General features: G+C 69.8%; 17 protein-coding genes and 4 tRNA genes. 5 read left to right on the top strand and 16 right to left on the bottom strand.

The genetic code is table 11. The features are described from left to right. Window positions 1–39 precede the first annotated feature (39 nt). From rpoB to ACMATS_RS21270, 9 genes are all read right to left on the bottom strand, one after another. Window positions 40–3,522 carry a DNA-directed RNA polymerase subunit beta gene (rpoB, locus tag ACMATS_RS21310; protein ID WP_390780787.1) on the bottom strand — a complete coding sequence of 1,161 codons (3,483 nt, stop codon included), beginning with the start codon at window positions 3,520–3,522 and terminating at the stop codon, window positions 40–42. 588 nt (window positions 3,523–4,110) lie between these two features. Further along, window positions 4,111–4,497 carry a 50S ribosomal protein L7/L12 gene (rplL, locus tag ACMATS_RS21305; RefSeq protein WP_229352338.1) on the bottom strand — a complete coding sequence of 129 codons (387 nt, stop codon included), beginning with the start codon at window positions 4,495–4,497 and terminating at the stop codon, window positions 4,111–4,113. 110 nt (window positions 4,498–4,607) lie between these two features. Further along, entirely contained in the window at window positions 4,608–5,138 is a 531-nt protein-coding gene (rplJ, locus tag ACMATS_RS21300) for a 50S ribosomal protein L10 (protein ID WP_336413076.1), read from the bottom strand. A 300-nt stretch (window positions 5,139–5,438) separates the two neighbouring features. Then, window positions 5,439–6,332, bottom strand: a complete 894-nt coding sequence (locus ACMATS_RS21295) for a DUF1396 domain-containing protein (RefSeq protein WP_414168728.1) — start codon at window positions 6,330–6,332, stop codon at window positions 5,439–5,441. Window positions 6,333–6,491: 159 nt separating this feature from the next. Next, window positions 6,492–7,208: a 50S ribosomal protein L1 gene (gene rplA / locus ACMATS_RS21290; protein ID WP_336413078.1), complete on the bottom strand. Its 717-nt coding sequence runs from the start codon at window positions 7,206–7,208 to the stop codon at window positions 6,492–6,494. A gap of 102 nt (window positions 7,209–7,310) precedes the next feature. After that, window positions 7,311–7,745, bottom strand: coding sequence for a 50S ribosomal protein L11 (gene rplK / locus ACMATS_RS21285; protein WP_336413079.1), 435 nt, complete (start codon window positions 7,743–7,745; stop codon window positions 7,311–7,313). 141 nt (window positions 7,746–7,886) lie between these two features. Continuing rightward, window positions 7,887–8,780, bottom strand: coding sequence for a transcription termination/antitermination protein NusG (gene nusG / locus ACMATS_RS21280; RefSeq protein WP_390780785.1), 894 nt, complete (start codon window positions 8,778–8,780; stop codon window positions 7,887–7,889). A gap of 78 nt (window positions 8,781–8,858) precedes the next feature. Further along, window positions 8,859–9,149: a preprotein translocase subunit SecE gene (gene secE, locus ACMATS_RS21275; protein WP_336413081.1), complete on the bottom strand. Its 291-nt coding sequence runs from the start codon at window positions 9,147–9,149 to the stop codon at window positions 8,859–8,861. Window positions 9,150–9,254: 105 nt separating this feature from the next. After that, window positions 9,255–9,327: transfer RNA gene (locus tag ACMATS_RS21270), tRNA-Trp, on the bottom strand. A 241-nt stretch (window positions 9,328–9,568) separates the two neighbouring features. Here ACMATS_RS21270 and ACMATS_RS21265 point away from each other — a divergent pair. Then, the gene (locus ACMATS_RS21265; protein ID WP_414168727.1) at window positions 9,569–10,813 is read left to right on the top strand and encodes a pyridoxal phosphate-dependent aminotransferase; all 1,245 of its coding nucleotides are present in this window, start codon (window positions 9,569–9,571) and stop codon (window positions 10,811–10,813) included. 128 nt (window positions 10,814–10,941) lie between these two features. Then, complete coding sequence (locus ACMATS_RS21260; RefSeq protein ID WP_391155712.1) at window positions 10,942–11,964, top strand: adenosine deaminase; 1,023 nt, start codon at window positions 10,942–10,944, stop codon at window positions 11,962–11,964. 167 nt (window positions 11,965–12,131) lie between these two features. Here ACMATS_RS21260 and ACMATS_RS21255 read toward each other — a convergent pair whose 3' ends face one another. The 6 genes from ACMATS_RS21255 to ACMATS_RS21230 all read right to left on the bottom strand — a co-directional run bounded on the left by ACMATS_RS21255 (window position 12,132) and on the right by ACMATS_RS21230 (window position 14,735). Further along, window positions 12,132–13,193: a UDP-N-acetylmuramate dehydrogenase gene (locus ACMATS_RS21255; RefSeq protein ID WP_390780782.1), complete on the bottom strand. Its 1,062-nt coding sequence runs from the start codon at window positions 13,191–13,193 to the stop codon at window positions 12,132–12,134. A 91-nt stretch (window positions 13,194–13,284) separates the two neighbouring features. Continuing rightward, complete coding sequence (locus tag ACMATS_RS21250; protein WP_336413085.1) at window positions 13,285–13,719, bottom strand: MaoC family dehydratase; 435 nt, start codon at window positions 13,717–13,719, stop codon at window positions 13,285–13,287. After that, window positions 13,719–14,171 (bottom strand): MaoC family dehydratase N-terminal domain-containing protein, encoded by a 453-nt coding sequence (locus ACMATS_RS21245; protein WP_390780781.1) that lies wholly within the window; start codon window positions 14,169–14,171, stop codon window positions 13,719–13,721. The genes ACMATS_RS21250 and ACMATS_RS21245 overlap by 1 nt, the downstream gene beginning before the upstream one ends. A gap of 116 nt (window positions 14,172–14,287) precedes the next feature. Further along, a complete protein-coding gene (gene rpmG, locus ACMATS_RS21240) occupies window positions 14,288–14,452 on the bottom strand; it encodes a 50S ribosomal protein L33 (RefSeq protein WP_003956487.1) in 165 nt (54 codons plus the stop codon). An 86-nt stretch (window positions 14,453–14,538) separates the two neighbouring features. Continuing rightward, window positions 14,539–14,611, bottom strand: a tRNA-Met gene (locus ACMATS_RS21235). A gap of 51 nt (window positions 14,612–14,662) precedes the next feature. Next, window positions 14,663–14,735, bottom strand: a tRNA-Thr gene (locus tag ACMATS_RS21230). A 195-nt stretch (window positions 14,736–14,930) separates the two neighbouring features. Between ACMATS_RS21230 and ACMATS_RS21225 the strand changes: the two genes are divergently transcribed. Further along, window positions 14,931–16,208 (top strand): hydrolase, encoded by a 1,278-nt coding sequence (locus ACMATS_RS21225; RefSeq protein WP_390780780.1) that lies wholly within the window; start codon window positions 14,931–14,933, stop codon window positions 16,206–16,208. Window positions 16,209–16,235: 27 nt separating this feature from the next. Continuing rightward, window positions 16,236–16,898: an SDR family oxidoreductase gene (locus ACMATS_RS21220; RefSeq protein ID WP_390780779.1), complete on the top strand. Its 663-nt coding sequence runs from the start codon at window positions 16,236–16,238 to the stop codon at window positions 16,896–16,898. A 70-nt stretch (window positions 16,899–16,968) separates the two neighbouring features. On the opposite strand, the gene ACMATS_RS21215 is transcribed toward ACMATS_RS21220, so the two are convergent. Next, window positions 16,969–17,050: transfer RNA gene (locus tag ACMATS_RS21215), tRNA-Tyr, on the bottom strand. A gap of 209 nt (window positions 17,051–17,259) precedes the next feature. Here ACMATS_RS21215 and ACMATS_RS21210 point away from each other — a divergent pair. Then, complete coding sequence (locus ACMATS_RS21210) at window positions 17,260–17,748, top strand: YajQ family cyclic di-GMP-binding protein (RefSeq protein WP_414168726.1); 489 nt, start codon at window positions 17,260–17,262, stop codon at window positions 17,746–17,748. The last annotated feature ends 42 nt before the right edge of the window (window positions 17,749–17,790 follow it).

Here is a 17,790-nt window from a genome sequence, read left to right as displayed (position 1 = left end):
GGTGGGGGGCTTCCCGGGGGAAGCCCCCCACCAGACCCGTCAGACCTCTTCGACGCTGCTCGGCTCGCGCCGGGACAGGTCGATACCGAGCTCCTCCGCAGCGCGGAAGACGTCCTCGTCGGTGTCGCGCATCTCGATGGACATGCCGTCCGAGGACAGCACCTCCACGTTGAGGCACAGAGACTGCATCTCCTTGATGAGCACCTTGAAGGACTCGGGGATGCCGGGCTCGGGGATGTTCTCGCCCTTGACGATCGCCTCGTAGACCTTCACACGGCCGGTGACGTCGTCGGACTTGATGGTCAGCAGCTCCTGGAGGGCGTATGCGGCGCCGTATGCCTCCAGCGCCCACACCTCCATCTCACCGAAGCGCTGGCCACCGAACTGAGCCTTACCACCCAGCGGCTGCTGGGTGATCATGGAGTACGGACCGGTCGAACGCGCGTGCAGCTTGTCGTCGACCAGGTGGTGCAGCTTGAGGATGTACATGTACCCGACCGAGATCGGGTCCGGGAACGGCTCGCCGGAGCGGCCGTCGAACATCCGGGCCTTGCCGGACGGGAGCACCAGACGCTCGCCGTCGCGGTTGGGGATCGTGGACTCGAAGAGACCGTCGATCTCGTCCTCGCGGGCGCCGTCGAAGACCGGGGTCGCGACGTTGGTGCCCGGCGCGACGTCGTCGGCGCCGATCGCCTGCAGACGCTTCATCCAGTCCTCGTCGCCCTCGACCTTCCAGCCGCGGCTGGCGAGCCAGCCGAGGTGGATCTCGAGGACCTGTCCCGGGTTCATTCGGGACGGGACACCGAGCGGGTTGAGGATGATGTCGACCGGGGTGCCGTCCTCGAGGAACGGCATGTCCTCGACCGGCAGGATCTTGGAGATGACACCCTTGTTGCCGTGACGGCCGGCGAGCTTGTCACCATCGGTGATCTTGCGCTTCTGGGCCACGTAGACGCGGACCAGCTGGTTCACGCCCGGGGGCAGCTCGTCGCCCTCTTCGCGGTCGAAGACGCGGACGCCGATGACCTTGCCGATCTCGCCGTGCGGGACCTTGAGCGAGGTGTCACGGACCTCACGGGCCTTCTCACCGAAGATCGCGCGGAGCAGGCGCTCCTCCGGGGTCAGCTCGGTCTCACCCTTCGGGGTGACCTTGCCGACCAGGATGTCGCCGGCCACGACCTCGGCACCGATGCGGATGATGCCGCGCTCGTCGAGGTCGGCGAGGACCTCCTCGGAGACGTTCGGGATGTCCCGGGTGATCTCCTCGGGGCCCAGCTTGGTGTCACGGGCGTCGACCTCGTGCTCCTCGATGTGGATCGAGGAGAGGACGTCGTCCTGCACGAGGCGCTGCGACAGGATGATCGCGTCCTCGTAGTTGTGGCCCTCCCACGGCATGAACGCCACGAGGAGGTTCTTGCCGAGGGCCATCTCGCCCTCGTCCGTGGACGGACCGTCGGCGAGCACCTGGCCGGAGACGACGCGGGCGCCCTCGTCGACGACGACCTTCTGGTTGAAGGAGGTGCCCTGGTTGGACCGGGAGAACTTGGCGACGCGGTACGTGTTGTACGTGCCGTCGTCGTTGGCCACCGTGACGTAGTCGGCGGAGACCTCCTGAACGACACCGTCCTTCTCGGCCTTGATGACGTCACCGGCGTCGACCGCGCAGCGGTACTCCATGCCGGTGCCGACGAGCGGGGCCTCGGCCTTGATCAGCGGCACGGCCTGGCGCATCATGTTCGATCCCATGAGCGCGCGGTTGGCGTCGTCGTGCTCGAGGAACGGGATCATGGCGGTCGCGACCGACACCATCTGGCGCGGCGAGACGTCCATGTAGTCGACCTCGGACGGGTCGACGTAGTCGACCTCGCCGCCACGGCGACGGACCAGGACGCGGGACTCGGCGTACCGCAGTTCCTCGGTGAGGGGGGCGTTCGCCTGGGCGATGACGAAGCGGTCTTCCTCGTCGGCCGTCAGGTAGTTCACCTCGTCGGTGACCTGGCCGTCGACGACCTTGCGGTACGGGGTCTCCACGAAGCCGAACGCGTTGACGCGGCCGTAGGAGGCGAGCGAGCCGATCAGACCGATGTTCGGGCCTTCGGGGGTCTCGATCGGGCACATGCGGCCGTAGTGCGACGGGTGAACGTCACGGACCTCGAAGCCGGCCCGCTCACGGGACAGACCACCCGGGCCCAGCGCCGACAGACGGCGCTTGTGGGTCAGACCCGACAGCGGGTTGGTCTGGTCCATGAACTGGGACAGCTGGCTGGTGCCGAAGAACTCCTTGATGGAGGCGACGACCGGCCGGATGTTGATCAGGGTCTGCGGCGTGATCGCCTCGACGTCCTGGGTGGTCATCCGCTCGCGGACGACGCGCTCCATACGGGCCAGACCGGTGCGGACCTGGTTCTGGATGAGCTCGCCGACGTTGCGCAGACGACGGTTGCCGAAGTGGTCGATGTCGTCGACCTCGACGACGATCGAGGTGCCGTTCTCGCCGGCCGTCTCGACCTCGCCCGCGTGCAGCTTCACCAGGTACCGGATCGTCGCGATGACATCGTCGACGGTCAGCACACCGGCGTCGAGCGGGGCGTCCGCGCCCAGCTTCTTGTTGACCTTGTAGCGGCCGACCTTGGCCAGGTCGTAGCGCTTGGGGTTGAAGTAGAGGTTCTCGAGCAGCGTCTGCGCGGCCTCACGGGTCGGGGGCTCGCCCGGGCGCAGCTTGCGGTAGATGTCGAGCAGCGCGTCGTCCTGGCCCTGGGTGTGGTCCTTCTCCAGGGTGGCGCGCATGGACTCGTACTCGCCGAACTCCTCGAGGATCTGCTCGGTCGTCCAGCCGAGCGCCTTCAGGAGGACGGTGACGGACTGCTTGCGCTTGCGGTCGATGCGGACACCGACCATGTCGCGCTTGTCGACCTCCATCTCCAGCCAGGCACCCCGGGACGGGATGATCTTGGCGGTGAAGATGTCCTTGTCGGAGGTCTTGTCGATCGACGAGTCGAAGTAGACGCCCGGCGAGCGGACCAGCTGCGAGACCACGACACGCTCGGTGCCGTTGATGACGAAGGTGCCCTTGTTCGTCATGAGCGGGAAGTCGCCCATGAAGACCGTCTGGGACTTGATCTCGCCGGTCTCGTTGTTGGTGAACTCGGCCGTGACGAAGAGCGGGGCCGCGTACGTGAAGTCGCGGTCCTTGCACTCGTCGATGGAGTTCTTCGGGGGCTCGAAGCGGTGGTCACGGAAGGTCAGCGACATCGACCCGCTGAAGTCCTCGATCGGGGAGATCTCCTCGAAGATCTCCTCCAGACCGGACTTGGTGGGGACGTCCTGACCACTGTCCAGCGCAGCCTCGACGCGAGCCTTCCAGGCGGCGTTGCCGAGCAGCCAGTCGAAGCTCTCGGTCTGCAGCGCAAGGAGGTTCGGAACCTCGAGGGGCTCCTTGATCTTCGCAAAGGAGATGCGCAGCGGGGCGGTGCTGGCGCCGGTGTTCGTATTGGCGGTCGAGGCGTTGCGCGAGGCGGCCAAGAGGGGGTCCTTCCGAGGGCTCGGACTCACTACGCGCGTACCGGTCCCACTACGTGCAGCACGGGGAGAAATCCCAGGTCAGAGGGTCTCTCTCAGCAATGCTCGGAAGTGGGCATGCCCCTGGTGACGGGCAGGGAGCAGCTAACAGGCAGCGCAAAGGGTCAGTGTAGCCACTTGGCCCACTGATGTCCAGAGCGGATTTCCGGAGACCGGTGCGATACCAATCTCTCCCTCCGGGATCCTGTTGTTCCTCGCCGTCCGCTGCGCCCGACCTGCGCCCGGCCCACGCCTGACGCGAGCCATGCGCCGGAAGCGCATGACGATACTTCCCTGCCCGCCCACGATCCATGCCTCGGACGGAGGATCGATGTGGCGACGCGTCCTGAGAATTGCGCGCGGCGTGCCGTTCGTCAAGGCCCCCGGGCTCCCGGGCGCCCCCTCGAGCACCCCGGACAACGAAGATCACCATACTCGCACCCTCCGACAGTCACACGCATCCGTCCCGGGAACGCCCAAGGGCGACCACCCGCATGGGTGATCGCCCTTGAGTTGTCCGACCGGGGCCGCAGGGGCCCGGGCCGGCAGGTGTTACTTGACCTCGACGGAGGCGCCGGCGCCCTTGAGGGCCTCGGCGGCCTTCTCCGCGGCGTCCTTGGCGACCTTCTCGAGGACCGGCTTCGGGGTGCCGTCGACGAGGTCCTTGGCCTCCTTCAGACCCAGGGAGGTCAGCTCACGCACGACCTTGATGACCTGGATCTTCTTGTCACCGGCGGCGGTGAGGATGACGTCGAACTCGTCCTTCTCCTCGACCTCGGCGGCAGCGGCGCCACCAGCGGCACCGGCAACGACGACCGGCGCGGCGGCGGCGGCGGTGACGTCGAACTTCTCCTCGAAGGCGGAGACGAACTCGGCCAGCTCGATGAGGGTCATCTCCTCGAACTGCGCGAGCAGCTCGTCCTTGGTGAGCTTCGCCATGATGGCGGGTCCTTCCACTAAATCGGCAGGTGCCGGGATGTACATGTCGGCGGGCGGACGGCCCGCTGCGACCAGCGCCTCAGGCGGCGCTGATCAATGCGCGAGCCGAATTACTCGGCACCGCCCTGCTCGGCGAGCTTGGCGCGCAGCGCGTCCGCAGTGCGGACGAGCTTCGTCGGCAGCGCCTGGAAGAGCGAGGCAGCCTGGGACTGCTTGCCCTTCATGGCACCGGCCAGCTTGCTGAGCAGAACCTCGCGGGACTCGAGGTCCGCAAGCTTCTTGATCTCATCGGCGGACAGCGCCTTGCCATCAAGGACACCGCCCTTGATGATCAGGTTGGGGTTGTCCTTGGCGAAGTCACGGAGACCCTTCGCCGACTCCACCGGGTCACCGGTGACGAAGGCGACAGCCGTCGGACCAGCGAAAAGCTGGGCGTCGAGCTGGAACCCGGCCTCTTCGGCCGCGATCTTGGTCAGCGTGTTCTTCACCACGGCGTACTGCGCGTTCTCACCGAGCGAACGGCGCAGCGTCTTGAGCTGCGCCACGGTGAGACCGCGGTACTCGGTCAGCACAGCGGCGTTGGAGCTGCGGAACTTGTCCGTCAGCTCGGCAACCGCGGCGGCCTTGGCGGACGTCGCCATGAGCCTCGGCCTCCTTCCGGGTGATTCGGACCGCATAGGCGCGAGAAGGGACCTGAGGCAAAACGAAACGCCCCGGCGCAGGCGCTCGGGGCGTGACTCGACCACACGGGCTTGCGTCCGTACGGGAGTTGCAACCACAGTCACCTGCGCAGGTCGCCCGCAGCTAGCGGATCCTTCGGCCACTACACCTCCGGGACGGAGGCACAGTAACGACCAGCGGTCTTTGGCTTCCCGGACACGATAGGTGAGCGACCTGCGGTCAGGCAAATCGGCGCCGACCGGGCGTCTCGGAGGCTCGCCTCAGAGGCTCTTCGTGGCCCCGCCCAGGCCACCGGCCAGGCCACCGGCCGGGCGGTCGCCCATGTCGGCCGTGTCGCCGGCGGCCGGGGCCTCGACGGTGACCGGCTTGTCGAAGTCCTTGAAGACCATCGTCATGTCCAGCGGGCCCTTGTCGGCCTGCCCGCGCTCGCGCATCTGCACCGGCCGGTTGTCCTTGTCGATCCACAGGTCGACGTCGAGCTTCTGCACACCCTGCTGCCGGAGCTGCTCGACCGACTTGCGACGGCTCTCCTTGACCGCGTCGCTGCCGCCCTGGCCGGCTGCCTTGTCCATCTCGTCGGCCGTGACGGAGCCCGCGTAGTGCGTGGCCCGCGTGCCGTTGACGGTCTCCTCGCCGACCTTCTTGATGTCCTTGGAGCCGGAGAGCAGGCCCGTCTGGGCGGACGGGTCCTGGTGGGCCGCGCCCATCCCGCCGAGGGCGTCCTTCATCGTGCCGTTCAGGGGCAGCTTCATCCAGTGCTTGCCGTCCAGATGGCCGGCTATCTTCTCGCTGCCGCCCAGGTACATGGCGTCCCCGACGAGCTTGAGCGTGAACCTGCCGTCCTCCCCGTGACCGGCGAGCTCCACGTTCATCTCCATGGCCTTCGGATCCGTGGTCATGGCCAGCTCGGCCTTCATCCGCCCCGGAGCGCCCGGCGCCGTGCCGCTCATCTCGACCCGCAGGGACTTCAGCTCCGCGGCCTTCTTCGCCGCGGTCTGCACGGCGTCCGCAGAGGCCCCGGAGGCGGCCTCCGAGGGGGCCGCGGCGGACGCGGCGGTGCGCTTGCCGTCCGAGGACGAGCAGCCCGTGGCGGCGCCGCAGAGCAGCAGCCCTGCCGCCATGCCGGTGGTGACGCGGAGCGTACGGCGATTCATGAACACGACCCCCCAAAAACGATGTTGTACGGACGATATCCCCGGGCACCGACAGCGCGGCAACCGGATATCCGGCTCCGTCGCGCCACCCCCGGAAACACGCCGGGCCCCGCACCCAGGAAGGGTGCGGGGCCCGGCGGAAGCCCGTTACAGGCGGTCTCAGACGGTCTCGTCCTCGGCCAGCAGGTTGCGGGTGCGGTTCGGGTCCAGGGCGATGCCCGAGCCCATCGTGGTGGCGAGGGTCGCCTTCTTGACGTAGCGGCCCTTGGCGGCCGACGGCTTCAGACGGAGGATCTCCTCCAGGGCCGCGGCGTAGTTCTCCACCAGCTTGGCGTCGTCGAACGACACCTTGCCGATGATGAAGTGCAGGTTCGAGTGCTTGTCGACGCGGAACTCGATCTTGCCGCCCTTGATCTCCGTGACAGCCTTGGCGGTGTCGACGGTGACCGTGCCGGTCTTCGGGTTCGGCATCAGACCACGCGGACCGAGCACGCGGCCGAGGCGGCCGACCTTGCCCATGAGGTCCGGGGTGGCGACGACGGCGTCGAAGTCCAGACGGCCCTTCGCAACCTCGTCGATCAGCTCGTCGGCACCGACGATGTCGGCGCCCGCGGCACGCGCGGCCTCGGCACGGTCGCCGGTCGCGAAGACCAGGACCCGGGCGGTCTTACCGGTGCCGTGCGGAAGGTTCACGGTGCCACGGACCATCTGGTCGGCCTTGCGCGGGTCGACACCCAGGCGGAAGGCAACCTCGACGGTCGCGTCGAACTTGGCGGTGGAGGTCTCCTTCGCCAGACGGACGGCCTCGAGCGGGGCGTACAGACGCTCCGCATCGATCTTGGCGTCCGCAGCGCGGAGGTTCTTGCTGCGCTTCACTGCTTCTCCTCAGTGGCTGTTACATGTGCGGCTTCCGCCGCGTGGGGAGTTCGTGGTGCGGGCCGCGCCGGCCCTCCCACGGGTACTGCGAGGTGGTGGCCGTCAGCCCTCGACCGTGACGCCCATGGAACGCGCGGTGCCGGCGATGATCTTCGCGGCGGCGTCCAGGTCGTTGGCGTTCAGGTCGGGCATCTTGGTCGTGGCGATCTCGCGGACCTGCGCCTCGGTGATCTTGGCGACCTTGGTCTTGTGCGGCTCGCCGGAGCCCTTGTCCACGCCCGCGGCCTTGAGGATCAGCTTCGCGGCCGGCGGAGTCTTCGTGACGAAGGTGAAGGAACGGTCCTCGTAGACCGTGATCTCCACCGGCACGACCATGCCACGCTGCGACTCGGTCGCGGCGTTGTAGGCCTTGCAGAACTCCATGATGTTGACGCCGTGCTGACCCAGCGCGGGGCCGACCGGCGGAGCCGGGTTCGCGGCACCGGCGCTGATCTGGAGCTTGATAAGCCCCGTGACCTTCTTCTTCTTGGGAGGCATTGCTCTCTCCGGGTCCTAGTGAGAGGTTCTTTGCCCGCGCACACTGCACGCAGGCATACCGCACCACGATAACGGGTAACGTGGCGAGGCCAAAAACCGAGAGGCCAGACCGTATGGTCTGGCCTCTCGGAAGCTTGGGGGCTAGTTCTTCTGGATCTGGTCGAAGCTCAGCTCGACCGGGGTCTCGCGACCGAAGATCTCGACGAGGCCCTTGACCTTCTTCGAGTCGGCGTTGATCTCGTTGATCGTCGCCTGCAGCGTCGCGAACGGGCCGTCGGTGACGGTGACCGAGTCGCCCACCTCGAAGTCCAGCACCTGGACCTCGACCTTGCGGGACGGCGCGGGCTTGCCCTCGGCCTCGGCGGCCTCGCGGGCCGCCTTCTCCTCCGCCTCCGGGGCGAGCATCTTGACGATCTCGTCCAGGGTCAGCGGGTACGGGTCGTAGGCGTTGCCGACGAAGCCGGTGACGCCCGGCGTGTTGCGGACGACGCCCCAGGACTCGTTCGTCAGGTCCATGCGCACCAGCACGTAGCCGGGAAGCTTGTTCTGGCGGACGGTGCGGCGGTCGCCGTTCTTGATCTGGACGACCTCTTCCTGCGGCACCTCGGCCTGGAAGATGTAGTCCTCGACGTTCAGCGAGACGGCGCGCTGCTCGAGGTTGGTCTTCACACGGTTCTCGTAGCCCGCGTAGGTGTGGATGACGTACCACTCGCCGGGCAGGCCGCGCAGCTCCTCGCGGAGGGCGGCGATCGGGTCGACCGGGGCGGCCTCCTCGACGGGCAGCTCGGCGGCGGCCTCGTCGGCAGCCTCCGCGGCAGAGGCGGCCTCGTCGCTCTCGACGTGCAGGGCGGCCTGCTCGGCCGGCTCGCCGGCAGCGGCGTCCTCGGCGTCGAGCTCGTCGGCGCCGTCGGCGTTCTCGACGATCTCCTGCGCGGTGTCGTCGCCCTCGACCTCGGCCGAGACGGCCGCCGCGTCCACGTCGGCCTCGGCCTTCTCGACGGAGTCGACGGCGTCGTTCAGGTTCGGGTCAGACACGTGGCTGCTTCTTCCTGGCTTCAAGGGGTGGAACGTGCGAAGAGGCGAACCTCCCTGGAGGCCGCCTTACGCGCGGGCTCAGCCGAAGACGTACTTGACGGCCTGGTTGAACCCATAGTCAATCACGGTCACCAGTCCAATGACGATGACAACGAAGACGATCACCACGGTGGTGTACGTCGACAGCTGGCTCCTGGTGGGCCAGACGACCTTGCGGAGCTCCGCGACGACCTGGCGGTAGAACAGCGCGAGGCGGCCCAGAGGGCCCTTCTTCCCGCGCTTCCCGCCACGGCGGCCCTTCTTGGCGGACAGCTCGTCCTCAGGACGACCGCTCTCAGGTGTCGCGGTGGAGCCGAGGGCTTCCGTCACTACGTCCTCACCTGAATCCGGGTCGTGGCCGTGCCGCGCCCGGTCGAGCCGCACGGCGGTGCATCAGTACATCTGCACGCACGCACCTGGTGACGATGCGTGTAGCAGGGCCGAAGGGACTTGAACCCCCAACCGCTGGTTTTGGAGACCAGTGCTCTACCAATTGAGCTACGACCCTTTGTGGTTCCCCCAACCTACCGCATCCGCCCGGACGCACGGAGTGCGCGGACTGCAGTTGCCGGTGAGGGGCCAACGACGCATGAGTGTACGTGGTCCTGAGCCCAGCGTCGAACGGCTTGCGGTGCAGTGGGCCGGAATGGGCTCTTCCGTAAGCCTCCGGCGGGCCGTTGCGGCAACGTGGGTGACTGCTCTGCGAAACGTATGTGTCCGCCTCCTGCCGGGTCTGCGACGATGCCCCTATGAGCGCTGCGACTCCGCCCGTCCCCCCTGTCCAGTCCGCCACCGAGCGCCGGGTCTCCGCCCGCATCGGTTCGATCTCCGAGTCCGCCACCCTCGCCGTGGACGCCAAGGCCAAGGCCCTCAAGGCCGCCGGGCGCCCGGTGATCGGCTTCGGCGCCGGCGAGCCCGACTTCCCGACGCCCGGCTACATCGTCGAGGCCGCCGTGGAGGCCTGCCGCAACCCCAAGTACCACCGCTACACGCCCGCCGGCGGCCTCCCCGAGCTGAAGGCCGCGATCGCCGCGAAGACGCTGCGCGACTCCGGCTACGAGGTCGAGGCGTCGCAGGTGCTCGTCACCAACGGCGGCAAGCAGGCGATCTACGAGGCGTTCGCCGCCATCCTCGACCCGGGCGACGAGGTCATCGTCCCGGCCCCGTACTGGACCACGTACCCGGAGTCCATCCGCCTGGCCGACGGCGTCCCGGTCCCGGTCGTCGCCGACGAGACCACCGGCTACCGCGTCTCCGTGGAGCAGCTGGAGGCCGCGCGCACCGAGCGCACCAAGGTGCTGCTCTTCGTCTCGCCGTCGAACCCGACCGGTGCGGTCTACAGCCGCGAGCAGATCGAGGCCGTCGGCCGCTGGGCCGCCGAGCACGGCCTGTGGGTGCTGACGGACGAGATCTACGAGCACCTGGTCTACGGCGACGCCGAGTTCCACTCGCTGCCGGTCGTCGTGCCCGAGCTGCGCGACAAGTGCATCGTCGTCAACGGCGTCGCCAAGACGTACGCGATGACCGGCTGGCGCGTCGGGTGGGTCGTCGGCCCGCAGGACGTGATCAAGGCCGCGACCAACCTGCAGTCGCACGCCACGTCCAACGTGAGCAACGTCGCACAGATCGCGGCCCTGGCCGCCGTCTCCGGCGACCTGGAGGCCGTCGAGGAGATGAAGGTCGCCTTCGACCGCCGCCGCCGCAAGATCGTGCAGATGCTCAACGAGATCGACGGCGTCGTCTGCCCCGAGCCCGAGGGCGCGTTCTACGCGTACCCGTCCGTCAAGGGCCTCCTCGGCAAGGAGATCCGCGGCAAGCGGCCCGCCACGTCCGTGGAGCTGGCCGCGCTGATCCTGGACGAGGCCGAGGTCGCGGTCGTCCCGGGCGAGGCCTTCGGCACGCCGGGCTACCTGCGGCTGTCGTACGCCCTGGGCGACGAGGACCTCGTCGAGGGCGTCTCGCGGCTCCAGAAGCTCCTGGCCGAGGCCAAGTAGCCTGCGGCCCGCCCGCGCCCCTCGTCCGGGGGCGCGGGCCCCAGGAAACGTTTTCGGACCCCTCCCCGATCAGGGCGATCGGGAAAAGCGCCTTCCCGTAGGCCGCCCTCCTGCGGCAGGATCGGCCAATGGAACACGTTCGTGACCTCCGCCGGCTGCCGAAGGCCCACCTGCACCTGCACTTCACCGGGTCCATGCGCCCCTCGACCCTGCTGGAGCTGGCCGACAAGTACGGCGTGCACCTGCCCGAGGCGCTGAGCAGCGGGGAGCCGCCGAAGCTGCGGGCCACGGACGAGCGCGGCTGGTTCCGCTTCCAGCGGCTGTACGACATCGCGCGGTCGTGCCTGCGCTCCCCCGAGGACATCCAGCGTCTGGTGCGGGAGGCCGCCGAGGAGGACGTCCGGGACGGCTCCGGATGGCTGGAGATCCAGGTCGACCCCACCTCGTACGCGCCCCGGCTGGGCGGGCTGATCCCCGCGCTGGAGATCATCCTGGACGCGGTGGACACCGCGTCGCGGGAGACGGGCCTGGGGATACGGGTGCTCGTCGCCGCGAACCGGATGAAGCACCCGCTGGACGCCCGCACCCTCGCCCGGCTCGCCGTGCGGTACGCGGACCGGGGCGTGGTCGGCTTCGGGCTCTCCAACGACGAGCGGCGCGGGCTCGCCCGCGACTTCGACCGCGCCTTCGAGATCGCCCGCGAGGGCGGCCTGCTGGCCGCCCCGCACGGCGGCGAGCTGGCCGGGCCGGGCAGCGTGCGCGACTGCCTGGACGACCTGCACGCGGGCCGCGTGGGCCACGGCGTGCGGGCCGCCGAGGACCCGAGGCTGCTGCGCAAGCTCGCCCAGCGCGGCGTGACGTGCGAGGTCTGCCCGGCGTCGAACGTCGCCCTCGGCGTCTACGAGAAGCCCGCCGACGTCCCGCTGCGCACACTGTACGAGGCCGGGGTGCCGATAGCGCTGGGCGCGGACGACCCGCTGCTCTTCGGCTCGCGGCTGGCCGCCCAGTACGAGCTGGTGCGGGAGCACCACGGCTTCACGGACGCGGAGCTGGCCGAGCTGGCCCGCCAGTCCGTCCGGGCCTCCAGGGCACCGGAGGACGTGCGCCGGCGGCTGCTGGCGGGCGTGGACGACTGGCTGGCCGAGGGCTGACGCTTGTGCGGTGTCGCGCCCCGAAGGGGGCGCGGGGCTGTTACACCTGCGGCTCCGCCGCGCGGGCGCGACCAACCAGTACGGTTCCGTGCCCCGAAGGGGCGCGGGGAACTGCGCGACCAGCCACAGCCGACCCGCACCCGAAGGAACGCGCTCCCAGCGGAGCGCTACAGGCTGACGCCGACGGTGACCGGCTCGTTGACGAGGGTCACGCCGAAGGCCGCGTGGACGCCGTCGCGCACCTCGCGGGCGAGGGCGAGGAGCTCCTCGGTGGTCGCGCCGCCACGGTTGGTGAGGGCGAGCGTGTGCTTGGTCGAGATGCGGGCCGCGCCGGTCCCGTAGCCCTTGGTGAAGCCCGCCCGGTCGATCAGCCAGGCGGCCGAGGTCTTGAACATGCCGTCGCCCGCGGGGAACGCGGGCGGCGTGACGTCCGGGCCGAGCCGCTCGGTCACGCGGGCCAGGAAGGCCTCGTGCTCGGCCGCCGTGAGGACGGGGTTGGTGAAGAACGATCCGGCCGACCAGGTGTCGTGGTCCTCGGGGTCGAGGACCATGCCCTTGCCGGAGCGCAGCTTGAGCACCGTCTCGCGGGCGACCGCGGCGGGGACCCGGTCGCCCGCCTCGACGCCGAGGACGCGGGCCGTCTCGGGGTACTTGATCGGTGCCGACAGCCCGCCCGCGTCCTCCAGCTCGAAGCGGACGCGCAGCACGACGTACCGGTCCGGCTCCTGCTTGAAGCGGCTGTGGCGGTAGGAGAAGCCGCACTCGGCGTTGGGAAGGGTGATGGCCTCGCCGGAGCGGCGGTCGTAGGCGACGACCTCGGTGATCGTCGCGGAGACGTCCTGCCCGTAGGCGCCGACGTTCTGGATCGGGGTGGCGCCCGCGGAGCCCGGGATGCCGGCCAGGCACTCGATGCCCGCCAGGCCGGCCTCGACGGTGCGGGCGACGGCGTCGGACCAGTTCTCGCCGGCGGCGAGCTCCAGCGACGTGCCGTCGAGCGCGAAGCCCTCGGTGGCGATGCGCAGGGCGGTGCCCTCGAAGCCCTTGTCGGAGATGACGAGGTTGCTGCCGCCGCCGATGATCAGCAGCGGGGTGCCGCTCGCGTCGGCCTCGCGGACGGCCGAGATCACCTCGTCGTCGGTGACGGCCGTGACGAGGCGGGCGGCGGGCCCGCCGAGCCGGAAGGTGGTCAGGGGCGCGAGGGGGGCATCGTGGTTTTCCTGCACGCGCACAAGAGTACGGGTCCGGCCCGAACGGTCTGGAGGAACGGTAAGGGGCGCCCGCAACTGCGGGCGCCCCTTACCGTTCGTCGTACCGTGCGTCTCAGGCGAGCTTGACGACCGCCCGCGACATGCCCAGGACCTTCTGGTCGGCACACCGCACCACCAGGTCGACACGGACCGTGCGGGCCTCGTCGTCGAGCTTGGCCGCGACCTTGGCGCTGACCTCGAGGAGCGCGCCCTTGTCGTCGTTCGGCACCACGACCGGCTTGGTGAACCGCACGCCGTAGTCGACGACGGCCGCCGGGTCGCCGGCCCAGTCGGTCACCACGCGGATCGCCTCGGCCATGGTGAACATGCCGTGCGCGATGACGTCCGGGAGCCCGACCTCCTTGGCGAACTTCTCGTTCCAGTGGATCGGGTTGAAGTCGCCGGACGCACCCGCGTAGCGGACCAGGGTCTCCCGGGCGACGGGGAAGGTCTGCGACGGCAGCTCCGTACCGACCTCGACGTCGGCGTAAGCGATCTCGGCAGCCATCACGCCTCCTCGGCGGCGCGCGCCACCAGCTTGGTCTCCGCGGTCACCACGTGCTCGCCGTTCTCGTCGTGGACGTCACCACGGATCGTCAGCACGTCGTTGCCCGCGAGGGACTTGATCGACTCGATGGTGGAGACGACCGTCAGCCGGTCGCCCGCACGCACCGGGCGGCTGTAGGCGAACTTCTGGTCGCCGTGCACCACGCGGCTGTAGTCCAGCCCGAGCTGCGGGTCCTCGATGACCTGCCCGGCGGCCTTGTACGTGATGGCAAACACAAAGGTCGGCGGGGCGATCACATCGCGGTGACCGAGCGCCCGGGCGGCCTCGGGGTCGGTGTACGCCGGGTTGGCGTCGCCGATGGCCTCGGCGAATTCGCGGATCTTCTCCCGCCCGACCTCGTACGGGTCGGTGGCCGGATAGGTCCGTCCGACGAAGGACTGGTCGAGCGGCATCGCTCGGCACCTCCTGGACTGGGTGAGTTCGGTACGCCATGGATACACGCCCATGGATACGCCATGAGGCCGCCCCCATCAGGATGGGGACGGCCTCATGCAAATGACGTATGCGTTTAGCGAGTCTCGCGGTGCGCAGTGTGAGAGTTGCAGCGCGGGCAGTGCTTCTTCATCTCAAGACGGTCCGGGTTGTTGCGCCGGTTCTTCTTGGTGATGTAGTTCCGCTCCTTGCACTCCACGCAGGCCAGCGTGATCTTCGGGCGGACGTCGGTGGCAGCCACGTGAGTGCTCCTTGACGGAATGGACGGATTTAACGCAGACAAGAGTAGCCGATCCGAGGACCGACCCCGCAATCGGCTACTGTGTGTAGCGGTGACCGGACTTGAACCGGTGACACAGCGATTATGAGCCGCTTGCTCTACCGACTGAGCTACACCGCTGCGGTGCAGGAGGGGTTCCCCGTCCGAAGACGAGGAAACCTCTCACACCAGAGCCCCAAAACGGAATCGAACCGTTGACCTTCTCCTTACCATGGAGACGCTCTGCCGACTGAGCTATTGGGGCGAGCGAGGAAGACATTACACGGTCTGCCGCCGAAGGTGAAATCCGTATCGGGCCGCCCCCGCGGACCCCGTCCCTGCGCGACGCGCGGGCCACACCGGTACGACTATTCGGCGCCTGCTCGAAGCGGCTGCACAGGCGTCCTACGCTCGGACCACGCTGCGTGATCATGCATGCCCCGGCCCCCGGAGGAGCGCGATGCCCGACAGTCAGCCGCAGCCCGCCAGAAACCCCGACGGCGACGCCAGCAGACCGCCCGGCGGCCTGCCCGTGCCGCTGTCCGCCGGAGACGGTGCACTGCTGCTCTGCGGTGCGCGGCTGGCCGACGGCCGCATCGTGGACGTGCGGCTGAGCGGCGGGCGCATCGAGGCCGTGGGCACGGCGGGCAGCCTCGCGCCCGGCCCCCGCGTCGACCTGGGCGGCTATCTGCTGCTGCCCGCCCCCGCCGAGCCGCACGCCCACTGCGACACCGCGCTGACGGCCGACATCGGCGGCCCCGTCCCGTACTCCGCCGAGGACGTCCAGCGCCGCACCACGGAGGCCGCCCTGCTGCAACTCGGCCACGGCGCAACGGCGGTGCGCACCCACGTCCGCATCGGCGACGTCCAGGGCCTGCGCCCGCTGGAGGGGGTGCTCCAGGCGCGCCGGGCGCTGCGCGGGCTCACGGAGCTGTCCGCCGTGGCCGTGCCCCGGCTGCTGACGGGCGTGGCGGGCGCCGACGGGCTGGCCATGCTGCGGGACGCGGTGAAGATGGGCGCCACGGCCGTCGGCGGCCGCCCCGACCTCGACCCCGACCCCACCGGCTACGCCGAGGCCGTGCTGGACGTCGCCGCCGAGTACGGCTGCGCCGTCGACCTGCACACCGACGGCGAGGACCCCGTCCGCCTGGCCCGGCTGGCCGCCATGGCGGGGAGGCTGCGTCCCGGCGTCGCCCTCGGCCCCTGCGGCGGTCTGGGCCGGCTGCCGTACGACCAGGCCGCACGGGCGGCCGAGCAACTCGCCGCCGCCGGCGTCACGGTGGTGTGCCTGCCGCAGGGCGACTGCCCCGCCGCGCGGGGCGCCGCGGCCGCGCCCGTGCGCCTGCTGCGGGCCGCGGGCGTGCGGATCGCCGCGGGCAGCGGCGCCCTGCGGGACGCGGCCAACCCGGTCGGCCGCGGCGACCCCCTGGAGGCCGCCTTCCTGCTGGCCTCGCGGGGCGAACTGCCGCCCGCCGGGGCGTACGAGGCCGTGGCCGGCCGGGCCCGCGCGGCGATGGGGCTGCCGGAGGTGCGGGTGGAGGCCGGGTTCCCCGCGGAGCTGCTGGCGGTGCGGGGCACGGGGATCGCAGGGGTCCTGTCACTGGGCTACAGCCGGCTCGTGGTGCACCGGGGACGGGTGGTGGCGCGGACGAGCGCGGTGCGGGAGTTCTGCGACGCCCAGGCCGCGGTGGCCCTGGACCTGCCGCGGCAGGCGCCGCGCGGCGCGGACCCGGCCTGACCGCCGGTAGCGGGCTACGGTCGGATCATGCGCATTGTCATCGCAGGTGGACATGGTCAGATCGCGCTGCGGCTGGAGCGGCTGCTCGCCGCGCGCGGTGACGAGGTGGCGGGCGTCATCCGCCGCACGGAACAGGCGGGCGACCTGCTCGCGGCAGGTGCCGAACCGGTCGTGTGCGACCTGGAGTCGGCGACGGTCGGGGACGTGGCACGGCATCTGGAGGGCGCGGACGCCGCGGTGTTCGCGGCCGGCGCGGGTCCGGGCAGCGGCACGGAGCGCAAGGACGCCGTCGACCGCGGGGCGGCCACGCTCTTCGCCGACGCGGCCGAGGCGGCCGGGGTGCGGCGCTTCGTGGTCGTCTCCTCGATGGGCGCCGACCGCGAGCCCCCGGAGGGCACGGATCCGGTCTTCGCCGCGTACCTGCGCGCGAAGGGCGCCGCCGACGCGGACGTCCGCTCCCGGCCCGGCCTGGACTGGACGATTCTGCGCCCGGGACGGCTGACGAACGAGCCGGGCACGGGCCTGGTGGCCCTGGCGGACTCCACGGGCCGGGGCGACGTCACGCGCGACGACGTGGCGGCCGTGCTGGCTGCGCTGCTGGAGGAGCCGGGGACGGCGGGCCGCACGCTGGAGCTGACCGGCGGCGACACGCCGGTGGCGGAAGCGGTCGCGAAAGCGGCGGGAGTCTGATCCGACGGCCGCGCCACAACGCGCCACAAACGGAAAGGCCCCCGATCCGAAGATCGGGGGCCTTGTCCGGTGGCGGCGCCAGGATTCGAACCTGGGTAGGCTAAGCCGACGGATTTACAGTCCGCTCCCATTGGCCACTCGGGCACACCGCCATGGGTGGTCGCCTCTGGGTCCCTTGCGAGATCCCCCGGGGCAACGACGTAAACCATACCCGATGACCAGGGGTGGTCCGCCACTCGGTTCGCAGCACCCCTGCGGGGTCCGGGATGACTAGGCTGGCGGCGCGGCCGTCCCCGGCCACCGGCCCGGGTGCCACCGGGCCGCTCCCCTGATGGATCTACGCACGAGGAGCCAACTCAATATGGCCGACTCCAGTTTCGACATCGTCTCGAAGGTCGAGCGGCAGGAGGTCGACAACGCCCTCAACCAGGCCGCGAAGGAGATCTCGCAGCGCTACGACTTCAAGAACGTCGGAGCGTCGATCGCCTGGTCCGGCGAGAAGATCGAGATGCGCGCCAACTCCGAGGAGCGGGTCAACGCGATTCTCGACGTCTTCCAGTCCAAGCTCATCAAGCGCGGCATCTCGCTGAAGGCCCTGGACGCGGGCGAACCGCAGGCCTCCGGCAAGGAGTACAAGATCTTCGCCTCGCTCGAGGAGGGCATCTCCCAGGAGAACGCGAAGAAGGTCGCCAAGATCATCCGCGATGAGGGCCCCAAGGGCGTCAAGGCCCAGGTCCAGGGCGACGAGCTGCGCGTCTCCTCCAAGAGCCGCGACGACCTCCAGGCCATCATCGCCCTGCTGAAGAGCAAGGACCTGGACTTCGCCCTGCAGTTCGTCAACTACCGCTAGCCGACTGCCGGTTGCGGCGACCAGCCGAAGAGGGCGCGTCAG

The organism is Streptoverticillium reticulum (genome assembly GCF_047456005.1).
GTDB lineage: Bacteria > Actinomycetota > Actinomycetes > Streptomycetales > Streptomycetaceae > Streptomyces > Streptomyces reticulum.
The sequence above is the reverse complement of the archived record's forward strand: the minus strand, read 5'-3'. Positions and strand labels throughout refer to the sequence as shown.